Raw genomic sequence first — 13,876 nt, 5'->3', positions numbered from 1 at the left:
GCGGCCGGGACGGCCAGGGCCGGCGCCCGGCGAAGGCGCCGGCGGAGCGCGCGCGGCCTGCAGCGCGGCCCGCGCCTGGGCTTGGCGGCGGCACAGCACATGCCGCCCCGCCGGCCAAGCCCGCATCGCCGCCAAGGCATGAGCCGGCGGCGGAAGTGGCCGCCGCTCGGGAGAAGACGAGCGGCGATGCCAGCAGAGGGCGTCCCCGTTCCGGACGCCCTGCGGGGGAGTTCACCGATCTCGTTGCGATCGGTACTTCAACCGGGGGGCCCAAGGCGCTCAAAGCCGTCTTGGAGAAAATCCCCGGGGACTTTCCGGCGCCAATCGTCATCGTGCAGCATATGCCGCCAAACTTTACCAAGTCGCTCGCTCAGCGGTTAAACAGCTTATGCGAACTCAACGTCGTTGAGGCAGAGCAAGGCCAGGAGCTGCAAAGTGGGACGGCATACATTGCTCCGGGAGGTTTCCATATGAATGTCGTACCAAGTCCGACAGGCGGTTATCGCGTCCATTTGACGACCGACAAGCCTTGTAACGGACATCGACCTTCGGTGGACGTCTTGTATGAATCGCTGCTCCCGCTGCAAGCACTGAAACGTCATGTTGTACTGCTAACGGGGATGGGCAGCGACGGGGCGAAAGTCATGAAGCGGCTTTATGACGCTGGCGTGACTTCCACCATTGCCGAGAGCGAAGAGACGTGCGTCGTATTCGGTATGCCGCGCTCGGCAATCGAACTGAAATGCGTCAGCCATGTATTACCGCTATACGAGATTGGCCCTAAGCTTGTACAAGAAGTAGCTAAAAAAGCCAGCTTGTAAAGATCCTAACCCCTTTTTTAGCTCACCACGAAAATGAGTTATTAACGGAATCTCTTGGAGGAGGTGCCTCACCATGGACATGAATCAGTATTTATCCATGTTTATCGATGAGTCGAACGATCATTTGCAATCATTAAACGAAAAAATGTTGGAGCTGGAAAACAACCCTGAGGACATCAGCATCGTTCAAGTCATCTTCCGATCGGCGCATACGCTGAAGGGGATGGCAGCGACGATGGGGTTCGAGGATTTGTCTTCGCTCACGCACCAGATGGAGAACGTGCTGGACCTCGTCCGGAACGAGAAGCTGAAAATGCAGGAGTTTATCTTCGACACTCTGTTTAAGAGCTTGGATGCGCTGCAAATGATGGTGCAGGACATTACCCAAGGCGGCGAAGGGAAAGCGGACGTCAGCGAAATCGTTGACGCGCTGCAGTCCATCGTACGCGGGGATTTTGCGGAAGGCGGAAGCGCGGCGGCAAGCAAGCCGGCAGCAGCTGGATCCGCGGCGAACAGTGCATCGGCCATCCAACTGGATCAATATCAATATTCCGTCTTGGAGCAGTCCATCACGGAAGGACATAAAGTGTTGCACATTGAAGTGGCGATCCGGGAGGATTGTCAACTGAAAGCAGCACGCGCCTACCTCGTCTTTGATCTCCTGGAACGATTCGGGGAAATCGTGAAGTCCTCGCCATCTGTACAGGATATCGAGCAAGAGAAATTTGATCGAAGCTTTTCCCTTTATTACATAACTCAAAAAGATCCCGCCGAGATTCAAAGCATGATTATGAATCTGTCGGAAATCGATACAGCACAAGTTGCAGCGCTGGATCATGAAACTTTGGCACAACTGAATGCCGGTTCGAAGGAGGCAGCTGCGGCAGCCGAAGCTGCAGCGCCAGCTCCTGCTCCAGCTCAGACCCAAGCTCAATCGGCTCCAGCTAAACCAGCTGCAGCACCTGAAGCAAAAGCAAATGCTCGCCCAGCTGGAGGAGCCTCCGCTCCTGCCCGTACGATCCGGGTAGATATCGACCGGCTGGACGTGCTCATGAATCTGCTCAGCGAATTGTTGATTGACCGTGCTCGCTTGGAGCAGCTGGCTACCGAAGTCAAACGAAGCGACTTAACGGAAACCGTTGAGCATATGAGCCGTGTCGGCAGCGACTTGCAGAACATCGTGTTGAAGCTGCGGATGGTTCCGGTCGATACCGTGTTCAACCGCTTCCCGCGGATGGTTCGCGACCTGGCGAAATCGCTCGACAAGAAAATCGATCTGAACATCGTAGGGGCCGAAACCGAACTGGATCGCACGGTCATCGACGAAATTGGAGATCCACTCGTGCATTTGCTTCGGAATGCCGTCGACCATGGGGTAGAATCTACGGCTGAACGGATTGCTGCAGGCAAACCGGAAACCGGGACAATTCAGCTGCGGGCTTTCCACAGCGGCAACCATGTGTTTATTGAAATCGAAGATGACGGACACGGCATTGACCGTAATAAGGTTCTGCAAAGAGCGCTTAAGAACGGCATCGTCAAGGAGAGCGAAGCTGCCTCGATGACGGACGAGCAGGTGTACATGCTCTTGTTCGCTCCGGGCTTTAGTACAGCCGAGGTCATCTCCGATATTTCTGGACGCGGGGTTGGACTTGACGTCGTCAAATCCAAAATCGAATCCTTAAGCGGCGTCGTTTCGGTGGAATCGAAGCTGGGTGTCGGCACGAAATTTTCCGTACAGCTTCCACTGACTTTGTCGATTATTTCGGCGATGCTCATTAAGGTTGGGGAAGAAAAATATGCGATTCCATTATCCTCCATCGTCGAAACCGGCTTAATCCGGCGCGACCAGATTCGAGAAGTCCACGGTTATACGATGGTAGCTTATCGCGATACCCATATTCCTTACATGTCGCTTGCGAAGCTGTTTGACATTCCGGGCTTCTCTGAGAGCGATGAAGAGGAAACGGAAATCGTCGTGATCCGCAAAGGCGATCGGCTAGCTGCCCTAGCGATTGAAGATTTCATTGGCCAAAGCGAAATTGTCATTAAGAACCTGGGCAAATATCTGCCTTCGATTCAAGGGGTTGCCGGTGCAACGATCTTGGGGGATGGTCAGGTAGCGCTCATCATCGATCCAAACGCCTTCATTAAATAAGGTCAGTTATACACTCTAAGGGAGGGTTTCCACATGGGAGAGGAATTAAAAGTTATCGTATTTAAGTTGGGGCATGAAGAATACGGGATCGACGTGGACAAAGTCCAAACGATCGAACGCATGATGCCGATCACGCGCGTTCCGAAGACCTATTCATTTGTTAAAGGCGTGATTAATCTGCGCGGCGTCGTCATTCCGGTGATCGATTTGCGCGGCCGCTTTGGATTGCCGGAGACGGAATACACGGATCAAACCCGGATCATTATTGTCTCGGCTAATGAAATGGAGGTTGGTTTCATCGTTGACTCTGCTAATGATGTGATCGACCTGAATACCGACTTGATCGACTCGCCGCCGGATGTTGTTGGCGGTATCAAAGCGAAATATCTGCATGGGGTAGCTCGGATTTCCGAGGATCGGCTGTTGGTGATGTTGAATTTGTCGGAAGTGCTCAGCCGGAAGGAAATTATTCAATTAGAAAGCTTAGAGGGCTAATACCGTGGATTTGTTCAGAGGGTTCGAAGACTTCAAAATCGATATTTTGAAGGAGGTCGGCAATATCGGGGCGGGAAATGCCGCTACGGCTTTGTCCAAGCTGCTGGACAAGCCGATCGATATGGCCGTTCCGATGGTCCAAATGCTCCCGTTTGAAGCGATTGCGGATCGTGTCGGCGGCGCGGAGAACTTGGTGCTGGCTGTATTCTTCCGAGTAGAAGGCGATGCGCCGGGCAATTTGTTCTTCATCCTAAGCCCGGAAGCTGCGAAGAAGCTTCTGACTCGCTTGGCCGGCATCACGGTGGATAATGGTGAAACCTTCTCTGAGATGGAATGGTCGGCGTTATCGGAAATCGGTAATATTTTAGCCGGCTCGTATTTATCCTCGCTGGCCGATTTCACCTCCTTGCAAATGTCGCCTACTGTACCTGCTTTAGCTCTAGATATGGCGGGTGCGATCTTGAGTTACGGACTCCTGCAATTTGGTGAAATGGGGGATTCCGCCCTGCTGATCGACACGAAATTTATTGAAGGTCAAGATGAGGTCGAAGGTCAGTTCTTCCTCATTCCGGATCCGGATTCATTCGCCAAAATCTTTGCAGCACTTGGAGTACCAATTGATCATGATCGATGAGCAGTATGTCGTCAAGGTAGGCATGGCCGAGTTGAATGTCATTACTCAGCAGGGATTGATACGGACAACCGGCCTAGGCTCCTGTGTAGGATTAACCTTATACGACCCGCAGCTTAAAATTGCCGGTCTTGCGCATGTGATGTTGCCTTCCTCGGACATCGCCCGGGAAGGGGCGTTAAATATCGCCAAGTATGCAGATACAGCCATTCCGGCACTCTACCGGAAGCTGCTGGACCTTGGCGCAGCGCCAAGCCGACTGGTTGCCAAGATGGCTGGCGGATCGCAAATGTTTACCTTTGCCGGCAGTAGTGACACGATGAGGATTGGTCCACGTAATGTGGAGTCCTGTAAAGAGCAGCTGTCTGAGCTCGGCATTCCATTGCTTGCAGAGGATACGGGCGGCAATTACGGCCGAACGATTGAACTGGACAGCATGACAGGGATCTTATATGTGCGAAGTGTACAAATGGGGATAAAGGAATTGTAGCCATGCCAGGAAAATTGAGATATTACTTGTTGTCGGGCTTTATCGGTTTTCTAATTACGTTTGCCGTTTCGGCAGGAAACAATTTATTCATGACCAGCTTTGTACGAGGGCTTATTTCGTTTGCCGTTTGGTTTCTGTTGGCGTTTGCGGCCAACTGGATGTTGGGGTTCCTGAAGGAAATGCCAGGGGATTATACTCCTGCTCTGGAGGCTGACCCAGCGTCCGAAGAGGGCAAGGGCACGAATCTCGACTTGCTGACGCCGGACGAAAGCGAGCAGCTCAATGATCTGTTAAAGCCAACTCCGGCTGCTTCGGATGTGGAGAAGCAATTTGCGCCGCTAAATCCGCCAAAATTAGTGAAGACACCTGACGGCAAAGATCCTGAAGAGCTGGTTAAGGTCGTTCGTCACCTGACAGAACAATAAGGAGGGTGAAGGCAGTTGAACGAGCGGAAGACATCCACTCTAAATCATGCCGACCTTTGGGAAAGTTGGAAAGAGCACGGTGATTTAGAGGCCAAGAAACAACTTATCGAGAAATATCTGCCCATTGTCGACTACGTTTCAGGACGTCTCGCTGTCGGTTTGCCCAAAAACGTATCCAAGGACGATCTCGCCAGCAACGGTGTTATGGGATTGATCGATGCGGTCGAAAAGTTTGACTACAAACGGGGACTTCAGTTCGAAACCTATGCATCTTGGCGGGTACGGGGGGCGATTTTGGACGGCCTGCGGCAAGGGGACTGGGTTCCCCGATCCGTGAGAGAGAAAGCCAAGAAAATCGAAGAAGGTTATCAACATTTAGAGCAGCAATATCTCCGCTCCGTCACTGACGCTGAGATGAGTTCCTATCTCAATGTAAGCGAGAAGGAATTTCAAAGTATGCTTCAGGAAGTTGCCGTAATGACCCTATGCTCGCTGGAGGATCCTATCCGCGAAGAAGAATCGGAGACTCGTCTTACTTTACTCGTTGACGAAAAGGCAAAAAACCCGGATTATAAGGTTAGGGAGTTCTATCTTCGTGAATCCCTTGCGAAAGGGATTGAGAAGTTGACCGAGAAGGAACGTACAGTAGTCTCCCTACTCTATTATGAGGATTTATCCTTGAGCGAAATCGCCGAGGTCATGTCTTTGTCACCCTCGCGGATTTCGCAATTACACTCTAAGGCGATTTTGCGCCTTCGGGGCAGTTTGGAGAAGCAACGCGATCTGTTGCTGGCTGAAGACTGACGAGTTATTTTAAGCGAGTGAATGATGAGGGGGACGGCTTCGTGGAGCTTTTGGATAATTTAAAACAGATCTTGAGCGTGACGTTAAACGATGATAAGACTGTAGCCTATCTGCAATTTCTGAAGAAAGAAGATAATTTTTCATGTACCCCGGATGAGCTGCTTCACTTCCTACGGAGCGAAGGCATTAAGTATGGGGTTCAGGAGGATATCGTCAAGCGATTTGCAGCCAATCCTAAGGAATACTTCTTTAGCAAAACGCCGATCGCAATGGGACAAGAGCCGGTTCATGGGGAAAACGGGTTTATCCGCTATGCCATCTCCATCGACGAGGAGAATCAGCATCGGCCGGTTGAAACGGAAGACGGCAAAGTTGATTTGAAGGATGTGACGCGGCTTAATAACATCCGTAAAGGACAACTGATCGCTGAGTTGGTACCCCCAGTTCCAGGACGCCCTGGAACGGCGGTAACGGGTGAAGCGATCCCCTGCCGAGAAGGTAAAGAAGCACGATTTAAAGTGGGCAAGAACGTTGTGTTAAATGCGGAACAGACCGCAATGTATGCCGCCATCGACGGTCTGGTGACGCGAACGGAAAAGGGGAAGCTTAATGTGTTCCCGGTTTACGAGATTAACGGAGACGTCGATTACGGTGTTGGAAATATCGATTTCGTTGGAACGGTTGTTGTCCGCGGGAATGTGCTGACAGGCTTTCGCATCAGTGCTGCCGGGGATATTCGCGTCATAGGCGGAGTAGAGGGAGCCGAGTTGATTGCAGACGGTTCTATCGAAATCTCCGGAGGTATCATCGGATATAATAAAGGCCTGATTAAGGCGGGGCAAAACGTAAAAAGCTCGTTTATCCAAGATGGTAATGTCCATGCGGGAAAAGACGTCATCGTGTCGCAAAGTATTATGCACTCCAACATTAGTGCTGGTCAGGATGTTATTTGTAACGGAGCTAAGGGATTGATCGTTGGCGGGAACATTCAAGCTGGGGAGAAAGTGGTTGCCCGAGTTATTGGGAATCCGATGTCGACATTAACCTCAATCGAAGTTGGTGCATTACCTGAATTACGGAATGAACTGCTGGAACTTCGGCAGCAGGTCAAGGACCAGTTGGCCAACTTGGACAAGACGGAGAAGGCGCTTACGCTGCTTGATCAGCTGGCTTCCATGGGTAAATTGCCGCAGGACAAGCTCGAGATGCGTGCGAAGCTGAATATGACCAAGAAATCGAACACCCAGGAACTGAACCTGATGAAGGAACGCATTCTGACGATCGAGAAGGCACTTGAGGATACGGGGAAAGCCCGGGCTGAAGTCCTTAAAATGATATACGGCGGTTCCAAAATCGTCATTGGACGATATACCAAGTACATTAAGGAGCCCATTTCGCGAATGACTTTCTATTTTAGCGAAGGGGATATTTCTATGTCTCCTCTCATCTAGACTTGGTATGCCAAGGAAGCTTTTTCGATTTATCCATTCCCTTCGTTGAATCATGAGGTGATCCCATGAATATGAAACCCGTGGAAATGCAAATCGCAGTCCCTCGGACAAGCGAGGCGGGGCGTGTACAACATGATCAGCAGCAAAGGCCTCTTCATGACCAAAGTCTGTTATCGCTTCAAGGGTTAAAGGATAGCGAAATTGAGCGCCGGCGCAGCGCTAACGTTGATGAGAGTGCTCATAATACGACGGTAAAGCGCGAAGGGAAAGGTTCTTTCACATCGGAGCAGGAACACGGCAGCTCCCAGGACAAGCCGGACGAGCAAGGACAAGGACATCATAAGGCGGAACATCCTTATAAGGGCAAGCATATCGACTTGTCTTTATAAAGGAGACCACATGAACGCAAAGGGTGAGGATTAGATTGTCATTTGGAGAGCCTTGGTTTTACATTGTGTTGCTTGGGGCAGCGGCGCTTGTCTATGCCCTGCTGTTGCCAGGACGCCAAGCATCGGCACCCAAAGCGGAAATGGCCAGGGAGCTGGAGGCCACTTTGGAGCAGTACATGGCGGAAATCGAAAATGAAAACCAAGAATTAATTGATATGGTTGCGAAGATGAAGCAGGATTTAACCTCCAAACAGTTAGCTCAGCAGGAGCAGATTGCCGAGTTGCGTCAACGTTTGGGGGATGCAGAAGCTTACGCCAAGCAAACGGAAGCACGGCTTGAACTTGTGGAACAAGCTTTGAAGGAGAAGCCGATTCATGCTGCATCCTCAAAGCTTGTGGATGCCCCGCTAGTTATCCAACCTCAACTTGAGGCTGCGGTTGCTACGGAGTCCGATCATTTGTCTGCAGAACCAGCTCCAGAACCGGATGAACCGGAGTTGCCGCAACAAGATCTGGTTCGGGATCGTTATCCCGAACTGTTCGAGTTGTATGACAAAGGGAAGTCGATCGATATGATCGCCAAAGCGACGGGCTTACAACGTGGGGAGGTTCAGCTGATCCTGCAGTTGGCCAAGAAGGAGGAGGCCCGATGATGAAAAACCGCCAGTTTATGCTTGGTTTGGGGTGCGGACTCATCGCCGGGGCTTTACTGCTGCAGCTTATGCTGATTGGACAAGGCAGCAAAAATGATCTCCAATCGAAGGAGGAAATCGAACGCGCTGCCGTGCTGGCCGGTTTGAAGGTCGTGGAGGCGGATCAGGAATTGTTAACGGAAGAGGAGTGGTTGGAGCGTTCCGGGCAATCATTGGATTCGGCTGGGAATGAGGGTGAGAACGATGATGCAACACCGGCGGATCCTAATCAGCCAGATGCACCTGCGTCTCCGAAGGCTCCTGACGCTCCAGAAGCAGGGGAAGGATCGGTATCTTCTGATCCCAATGCCGGAGGAACGAACGAGCTTGCTGCTCCAAACCCGCCACAACCAGCGACAGTGAAATACAAGATTGTGGCTGGGACAACGCTGGAAGGCGTAGCTCAAGGCCTGGAGCAAGCCGGGGTAATTGAGGATCAAGATGCGTTCCTGAAAACCGCAATCAATAAGAAAATCAACCGCAAGGTTCGCGCAGGCACCTATACTTTTCAAGTTGGCGAAAGTTATGATTCGATTATTTCAAAAATCTCCATAAAGGCTTCCGGAAGCAAATAAATAGATGTATAAAAAGGCGCCTCAGGCGCCTTTTTATGTTGCTGTCATTTTGCGTCAAACTTTGGTTGCATCCCTATTTTAGTTATGGTATATTAATTGACGGTGTTATAACGCACGCAGGATGATTTCGCTAAGGGTGCTCGCGATTGAGGGAGTCTTAGCGGGAAATGAATCCTGCGGAGGAAGCATCAAAAAAACCAAACTAGGAGGTGCGTGAAGATGGCAGTAATCTCCATGAAACAACTGCTTGAAGCAGGTGTTCACTTCGGTCACCAGACTCGTCGCTGGAACCCGAAAATGGATCGTTATATCTTCACCGAAAGAAACGGTATTTACATCATTGACCTGCAAAAAACGGTCAAGAAAGTGGAAGAAGCTTATAACTTCGTAAAAAGCATTGCTGAAGAGAATGGCACCATTCTGTTCGTAGGCACGAAGAAGCAAGCTCAAGATTCTGTTAAAGAAGAAGCTGAACGTGCTGGTCAATTCTACATTAACCAACGTTGGTTGGGCGGTACGCTGACGAACTTCCAAACGATTCAAAAACGGATCGAACGTTTGAAACAACTTGAAACTTGGGAAGAAGACGGTACTTTCACGGTTCTGCCGAAGAAAGAAGTTATCATTCTTCGCAAAGAGAAAGAACGTCTTGAGAAATTCCTGGGCGGGATCAAGAACATGAAGAGCTTGCCAAGCGCTCTGTTCGTAATCGATCCTCGCAAAGAACGTATCGCAGTTGCCGAAGCTCGCAAATTGGGTATCCCAATTGTAGGTATCGTCGACACGAACTGCGATCCGGACGAAATCGACTACGTCATTCCGGGTAACGACGACGCGATCCGCGCTGTAAAACTGTTGACGGGTAAAATGGCGGATGCCGTGATCGAAGCTCATCAAGGCGAACAAACGACGGCTTAATGGCTTTGGCCATACGCTAAATCGATAAATTAAATGAAAAGGGTGGTTGGTAGGTGTCAAACCTCTCACTACCCTTTTTTTAAAGGAAATGGACGGGATGGAAGCTTCTGCAGTACGATCTTATTCCATCTGCAGATGGTTTTATGCCTACACAGTTACAGGGGATATCCCCGATATATCGATATGGAGGGAATTAAACATGGCTGTTGATGCAAAATCGGTCAAAGAACTACGTGAAAAAACCGGCGCGGGAATGCTGGACTGCAAAAAGGCGTTGGAAGAAGCCAACGGCGATATGACGAAAGCTGTTGAACTCTTGCGTGAAAAAGGTCTGGCTGCTGCAGCGAATAAAGCTGGCCGGATCGCGACAGAAGGCGTTGTTGAATCTTATATCCATGCAGGCGGCCGTATCGGCGTTCTGGTTGAGATCAACACAGAAACAGACTTCGTTGCGAAGAACGAACAGTTCAAAGAATTTGCACGCGACGTTGCAATGCATATCGCTGCGATGAGCCCTCGCTACGTTCGTCGTGAAGAAGTTCCACAAGAGGAAATCGAGAAAGAGAAGGAAATTCTGAAAGCTCAAGCGCTGAACGAAGGCAAACCTGAAAAAATCGTTGAAAAAATGGTTGAAGGCCGCATCGGCAAATACTACGAAGAGTTCTGCTTGATGGAACAAGCTTTCGTTAAAGACCCAGACAAAACGATTGAGCAATTGCTGAAAGAAAAAATCAGCACGATCGGTGAAAACATCTCCATCCGTCGTTTTGTTCGCTACGAACTGGGCGAAGGTCTGGAAAAGAAAGTGGACAACTTCGTAGAAGAAGTTATGTCCCAAGTGAACAAGTAAGCAAAACGATCTCACATACATGTGAAGGAAAGTTGGAACACGCCGTGTTCCTTCTTTTTTAACTCGCGAAAGAGTTCAATGTGGAGGTATACATTTGGAACAGCCAGTGTTTAAACGTGTTGTCTTAAAGGTTAGCGGGGAGTCATTAGCCGGTCAAAACGGTTACGGGATCGACGCTGATACGATCGCATCCATTGCCCAACAGGTGAAGGAAGTCGTCGAGTTAGGCGTACAGGTTGCCATCGTATGTGGCGGCGGCAACATCTGGCGCGGGATTGCCGGGAGTGCCAAAGGGATCGATCGCGCAACGGCGGATTACATGGGAATGCTCGCGACCGTAATGAATTCCCTGGCCCTGCAGGACGCACTTGAGCAAATCGATGTGCCAACTCGGGTGCAAACCTCGATTGCGATGCAGCAAATTGCCGAGCCTTATATCCGGCGCCGGGCGATTCGTCACTTGGAGAAGGGGCGGGTTGTGATTTTCGCGGCGGGTACGGGTAATCCGTTCTTTTCCACGGATACTACTGCAGCGCTGCGCGCAGCTGAAATTGAGGCGGAAGTCATCCTGATGGCGAAGAACAAGGTGGATGGCGTTTACTCCGCAGATCCGTTTGTAGATCCAAACGCGGTGAAGTACGAATCTCTCACGTATTTGGATGTGCTGAACAAGAACCTTGGTGTCATGGATTCTACGGCGTCCTCGCTGTGCATGGACAATGATATTCCGTTGATTGTTTTTGCGATTACCGAACAAGGGAACATTAAACGCGTCGTTCTCGGTGAAAAAATCGGGACGATCGTCAAAGGGAGTGTAGATTAATGCCGCAAACGATTAAGAAACATGCCGAAGAACGCATGGAGAAAGCGATTCAGGCGCTGAGAAGAGATCTTTCGACGCTGCGCGCCGGTAGAGCTACGCCTTCGCTGCTTGATCGCATTCAGGTTGATTATTACGGTTCGCCGACGCCAATCAACCAGTTGGCCAATATCAACACGCCGGATTCCCGGACGTTGCTGATCCAGCCTTGGGACAAATCGTCGCTATCGGAAATTGAGCGGGCGATTCAAAAATCCGATCTCGGATTAACGCCTGCAAATGATGGTTCGTCTATTCGCTTGACGATTCCTGCCTTGACGGAAGAACGTCGGGTCGAACTTGTGAAGATGACGAAGAAATTCGGTGAGGAAGCGAAAGTGGCGATCCGCAACATTCGCCGCGATGCGAACGACGACATCAAGAAGCTGGAGAAAACCGACATTTCTGAGGATGAATCGCGTCGCCATCAAGAAGACATTCAGAAAACGACAGATAAATTTATCGCGGAAGTGGATAAGGTCCTCGCTGCGAAAGAAAAAGAGATCATGGAAGTCTAAGAGACAAAAAGCTGCCCCTCCTATTACGGTGGGGTTTTGTCTCTTTTTCATCATCGGCTGGAGGAAAAGGAATGATCAAGTTATTTCAACCTTGGCGGAAAAAGAAAAATCCTGGGGCATCCGTCAGCCTGTCCCCGGACAATATCCCGAAACATGTTGCGATTATTATGGACGGGAACGGAAGATGGGCGCGCAGGCTTGGTATGCCGCGAATCGTCGGCCATCGATCGGGGATGAAAGCTGTAAAGCGGGCAACGATCGCTGCTGACGAACTTGGCATTTCCATTTTGACGTTGTATGCTTTCTCAACGGAAAATTGGAAACGGCCGAAGGATGAAGTGGACTATTTGATGTCGCTTCCGCAGGAGTTTCTGGCGATCGAGCTGGATGAATTGGTTGAAAAGAACGTCCAGGTTCGCATGATGGGACATACGGATGAGCTGCCCGCGCATACGATTGCGGCAATGGAGGAAGCTATTGAGCGGACAAAGCACAATACCGGCTTGATCTTGAATTTTGCTTTAAATTACGGCAGCCGTCGCGAGATTACGGAAAGCGTCAAGGGGATTGCGAAGGCTGTGCAATCCGGGGAACTGTCGGTGGAGGACATTACGCCAGAGACGATTGAATCTCGGCTGTTATCCGCCGGGTTGCCTGATCCGGATTTGCTGATTCGTACGAGCGGAGAGCTGCGGTTAAGTAACTTTATGTTATGGCAAACGGCGTATAGTGAGCTTTGGTTCACGGATATCCTGTGGCCGGATTTCAGCAAGGAGCATTTGGTTCAAGCGGTGGCGGAGTATCAACGCCGCACGCGGCGGTACGGCGGATTAACCTAGCGATGGAAGGTGTAGACTGGTGAAACAGCGTTTGATAACGGGGATCATTGCCGGCGGCTTTTTCCTCGGAATGTGCTGGCTTGGCGGAACTCTCTATCATGTACTCATTATGCTTATGGCGCTCATTGGATATTACGAATTCGTTCGTATGACGCGCATCCCGGCATTCCAGGGCACGGCTATCCTGGGTTATTTAGGCGTGGTTTATCTTACGTTTCCGTGGCGGCTGCTTGAGATCGACCGACCGCTGAGCGATATGGCGGTGCTGTGGTTATTTATGCTGCTCTTCCTTGCGGTAACCGTGATCAGTAAGAACGAGATCCCAATCAGTCAAATCGCCTTGCTCTATCTTGGGATGGTTTACGTCGGCATTGGATTTGCGGCGATTGCAGAAACACGCAATACATCCGACGGTCACGGCTTATTCTGGACATTTCTGATGCTCGCGTCGATCTGGAGCAGTGATGCAGGGGCTTATTTTGCTGGACGGCGGTTTGGGAAGAATAAGCTCTGGCCTGCGATCAGTCCGAATAAAACCGTTGAAGGGGCGCTGGGCGGCGTTTTGCTGGCGGTCATCGTTGCGGTGATCTTTGCGCTCGCTTCCGGCGGGTTGCTTACGATTGGACGAGCCGTCCTGATCGGGATATCTGCGGCAGTTGTCGGCCAATTTGGCGACTTGATCCAATCGGCTTACAAGCGTGTATATGGCATCAAGGATTCCGGCAATTTGTTGCCGGGGCACGGCGGAATTTTGGACCGGTGCGATAGTTGGGTTACGGTGTTTCCGTTCATACATATCCTAACCCTTCTCCCTTAATAAGGTGGATTTAAAATCGGCTTCCCATCACGGAGCGGATTCATGGACGTGGGTTCGGCGTCGAATCTTGAACTCAGCCGGGCCTTCCGCTGCTCACGTAGCTTCCAGCTACGCTGCGCTGCTCAGTCCCTGGCTTCATCCAAC

At 50.7% G+C, this 13,876-nt stretch carries 17 protein-coding genes; all 17 read left to right on the top strand.

Features of this window, described 5'->3' with window-relative positions; genetic code table 11:
- Positions 1-821 (top strand): CheB methylesterase domain-containing protein (locus C812_RS22820; protein ID WP_016312428.1); only part of this gene is annotated, 821 nt, incomplete at its 5' end.
- Between the two features lie 73 nt (positions 822-894).
- Positions 895-2,979, top strand: a complete 2,085-nt coding sequence (locus C812_RS09385) for a chemotaxis protein CheA (RefSeq protein ID WP_016312427.1) — start codon at positions 895-897, stop codon at positions 2,977-2,979.
- A gap of 33 nt (positions 2,980-3,012) precedes the next feature.
- Positions 3,013-3,474 (top strand): chemotaxis protein CheW, encoded by a 462-nt coding sequence (locus tag C812_RS09380; protein ID WP_016312426.1) that lies wholly within the window; start codon positions 3,013-3,015, stop codon positions 3,472-3,474.
- 4 nt (positions 3,475-3,478) lie between these two features.
- Positions 3,479-4,108, top strand: a complete 630-nt coding sequence (locus C812_RS09375) for a chemotaxis protein CheC (protein WP_016312425.1) — start codon at positions 3,479-3,481, stop codon at positions 4,106-4,108.
- Positions 4,098-4,595 (top strand): chemotaxis protein CheD, encoded by a 498-nt coding sequence (locus tag C812_RS09370; protein ID WP_016312424.1) that lies wholly within the window; start codon positions 4,098-4,100, stop codon positions 4,593-4,595. The genes C812_RS09375 and C812_RS09370 overlap by 11 nt, the downstream gene beginning before the upstream one ends.
- A gap of 2 nt (positions 4,596-4,597) precedes the next feature.
- Positions 4,598-5,020: a hypothetical protein gene (locus C812_RS09365; protein ID WP_016312423.1), complete on the top strand. Its 423-nt coding sequence runs from the start codon at positions 4,598-4,600 to the stop codon at positions 5,018-5,020.
- 15 nt (positions 5,021-5,035) lie between these two features.
- Positions 5,036-5,824: a FliA/WhiG family RNA polymerase sigma factor gene (locus C812_RS09360; protein WP_016312422.1), complete on the top strand. Its 789-nt coding sequence runs from the start codon at positions 5,036-5,038 to the stop codon at positions 5,822-5,824.
- Between the two features lie 41 nt (positions 5,825-5,865).
- Complete coding sequence (locus C812_RS09355) at positions 5,866-7,275, top strand: DUF342 domain-containing protein (RefSeq protein WP_016312421.1); 1,410 nt, start codon at positions 5,866-5,868, stop codon at positions 7,273-7,275.
- Positions 7,276-7,340: 65 nt separating this feature from the next.
- A complete protein-coding gene (locus C812_RS09350; RefSeq protein WP_016312420.1) occupies positions 7,341-7,664 on the top strand; it encodes a hypothetical protein in 324 nt (107 codons plus the stop codon).
- 35 nt (positions 7,665-7,699) lie between these two features.
- Positions 7,700-8,317, top strand: a complete 618-nt coding sequence (locus C812_RS09345) for an OmpH family outer membrane protein (protein ID WP_016312419.1) — start codon at positions 7,700-7,702, stop codon at positions 8,315-8,317.
- A complete protein-coding gene (locus C812_RS09340; protein ID WP_016312418.1) occupies positions 8,314-8,931 on the top strand; it encodes an MltG/YceG/YrrL family protein in 618 nt (205 codons plus the stop codon). Before C812_RS09345 ends, C812_RS09340 begins: the two co-directional genes overlap by 4 nt.
- A gap of 219 nt (positions 8,932-9,150) precedes the next feature.
- On the top strand, positions 9,151-9,849 hold the full coding sequence (gene rpsB / locus C812_RS09335; RefSeq protein WP_016312417.1) for a 30S ribosomal protein S2: 699 nt from the start codon (positions 9,151-9,153) through the stop codon (positions 9,847-9,849).
- Positions 9,850-10,048: 199 nt separating this feature from the next.
- Positions 10,049-10,699 (top strand): translation elongation factor Ts, encoded by a 651-nt coding sequence (gene tsf, locus C812_RS09330; RefSeq protein ID WP_016312416.1) that lies wholly within the window; start codon positions 10,049-10,051, stop codon positions 10,697-10,699.
- A gap of 94 nt (positions 10,700-10,793) precedes the next feature.
- Positions 10,794-11,522: a UMP kinase gene (gene pyrH / locus C812_RS09325; protein WP_016312415.1), complete on the top strand. Its 729-nt coding sequence runs from the start codon at positions 10,794-10,796 to the stop codon at positions 11,520-11,522.
- Positions 11,522-12,076 (top strand): ribosome recycling factor, encoded by a 555-nt coding sequence (gene frr, locus C812_RS09320; RefSeq protein ID WP_016312414.1) that lies wholly within the window; start codon positions 11,522-11,524, stop codon positions 12,074-12,076. Before pyrH ends, frr begins: the two co-directional genes overlap by 1 nt.
- Before the next feature lie 71 nt (positions 12,077-12,147).
- Complete coding sequence (locus C812_RS09315) at positions 12,148-12,915, top strand: isoprenyl transferase (RefSeq protein WP_016312413.1); 768 nt, start codon at positions 12,148-12,150, stop codon at positions 12,913-12,915.
- 19 nt (positions 12,916-12,934) lie between these two features.
- Entirely contained in the window at positions 12,935-13,732 is a 798-nt protein-coding gene (locus tag C812_RS09310) for a phosphatidate cytidylyltransferase (RefSeq protein WP_016312412.1), read from the top strand.
- The last annotated feature ends 144 nt before the right edge of the window (positions 13,733-13,876 follow it).

This window comes from Paenibacillus barengoltzii G22 (genome assembly GCF_000403375.2).
GTDB classification, from domain to species: domain Bacteria; phylum Bacillota; class Bacilli; order Paenibacillales; family Paenibacillaceae; genus Fontibacillus; species Fontibacillus barengoltzii.
Note: the sequence above shows the minus strand (reverse complement) of the source record. Positions and strands in the feature narration are given on the sequence as shown.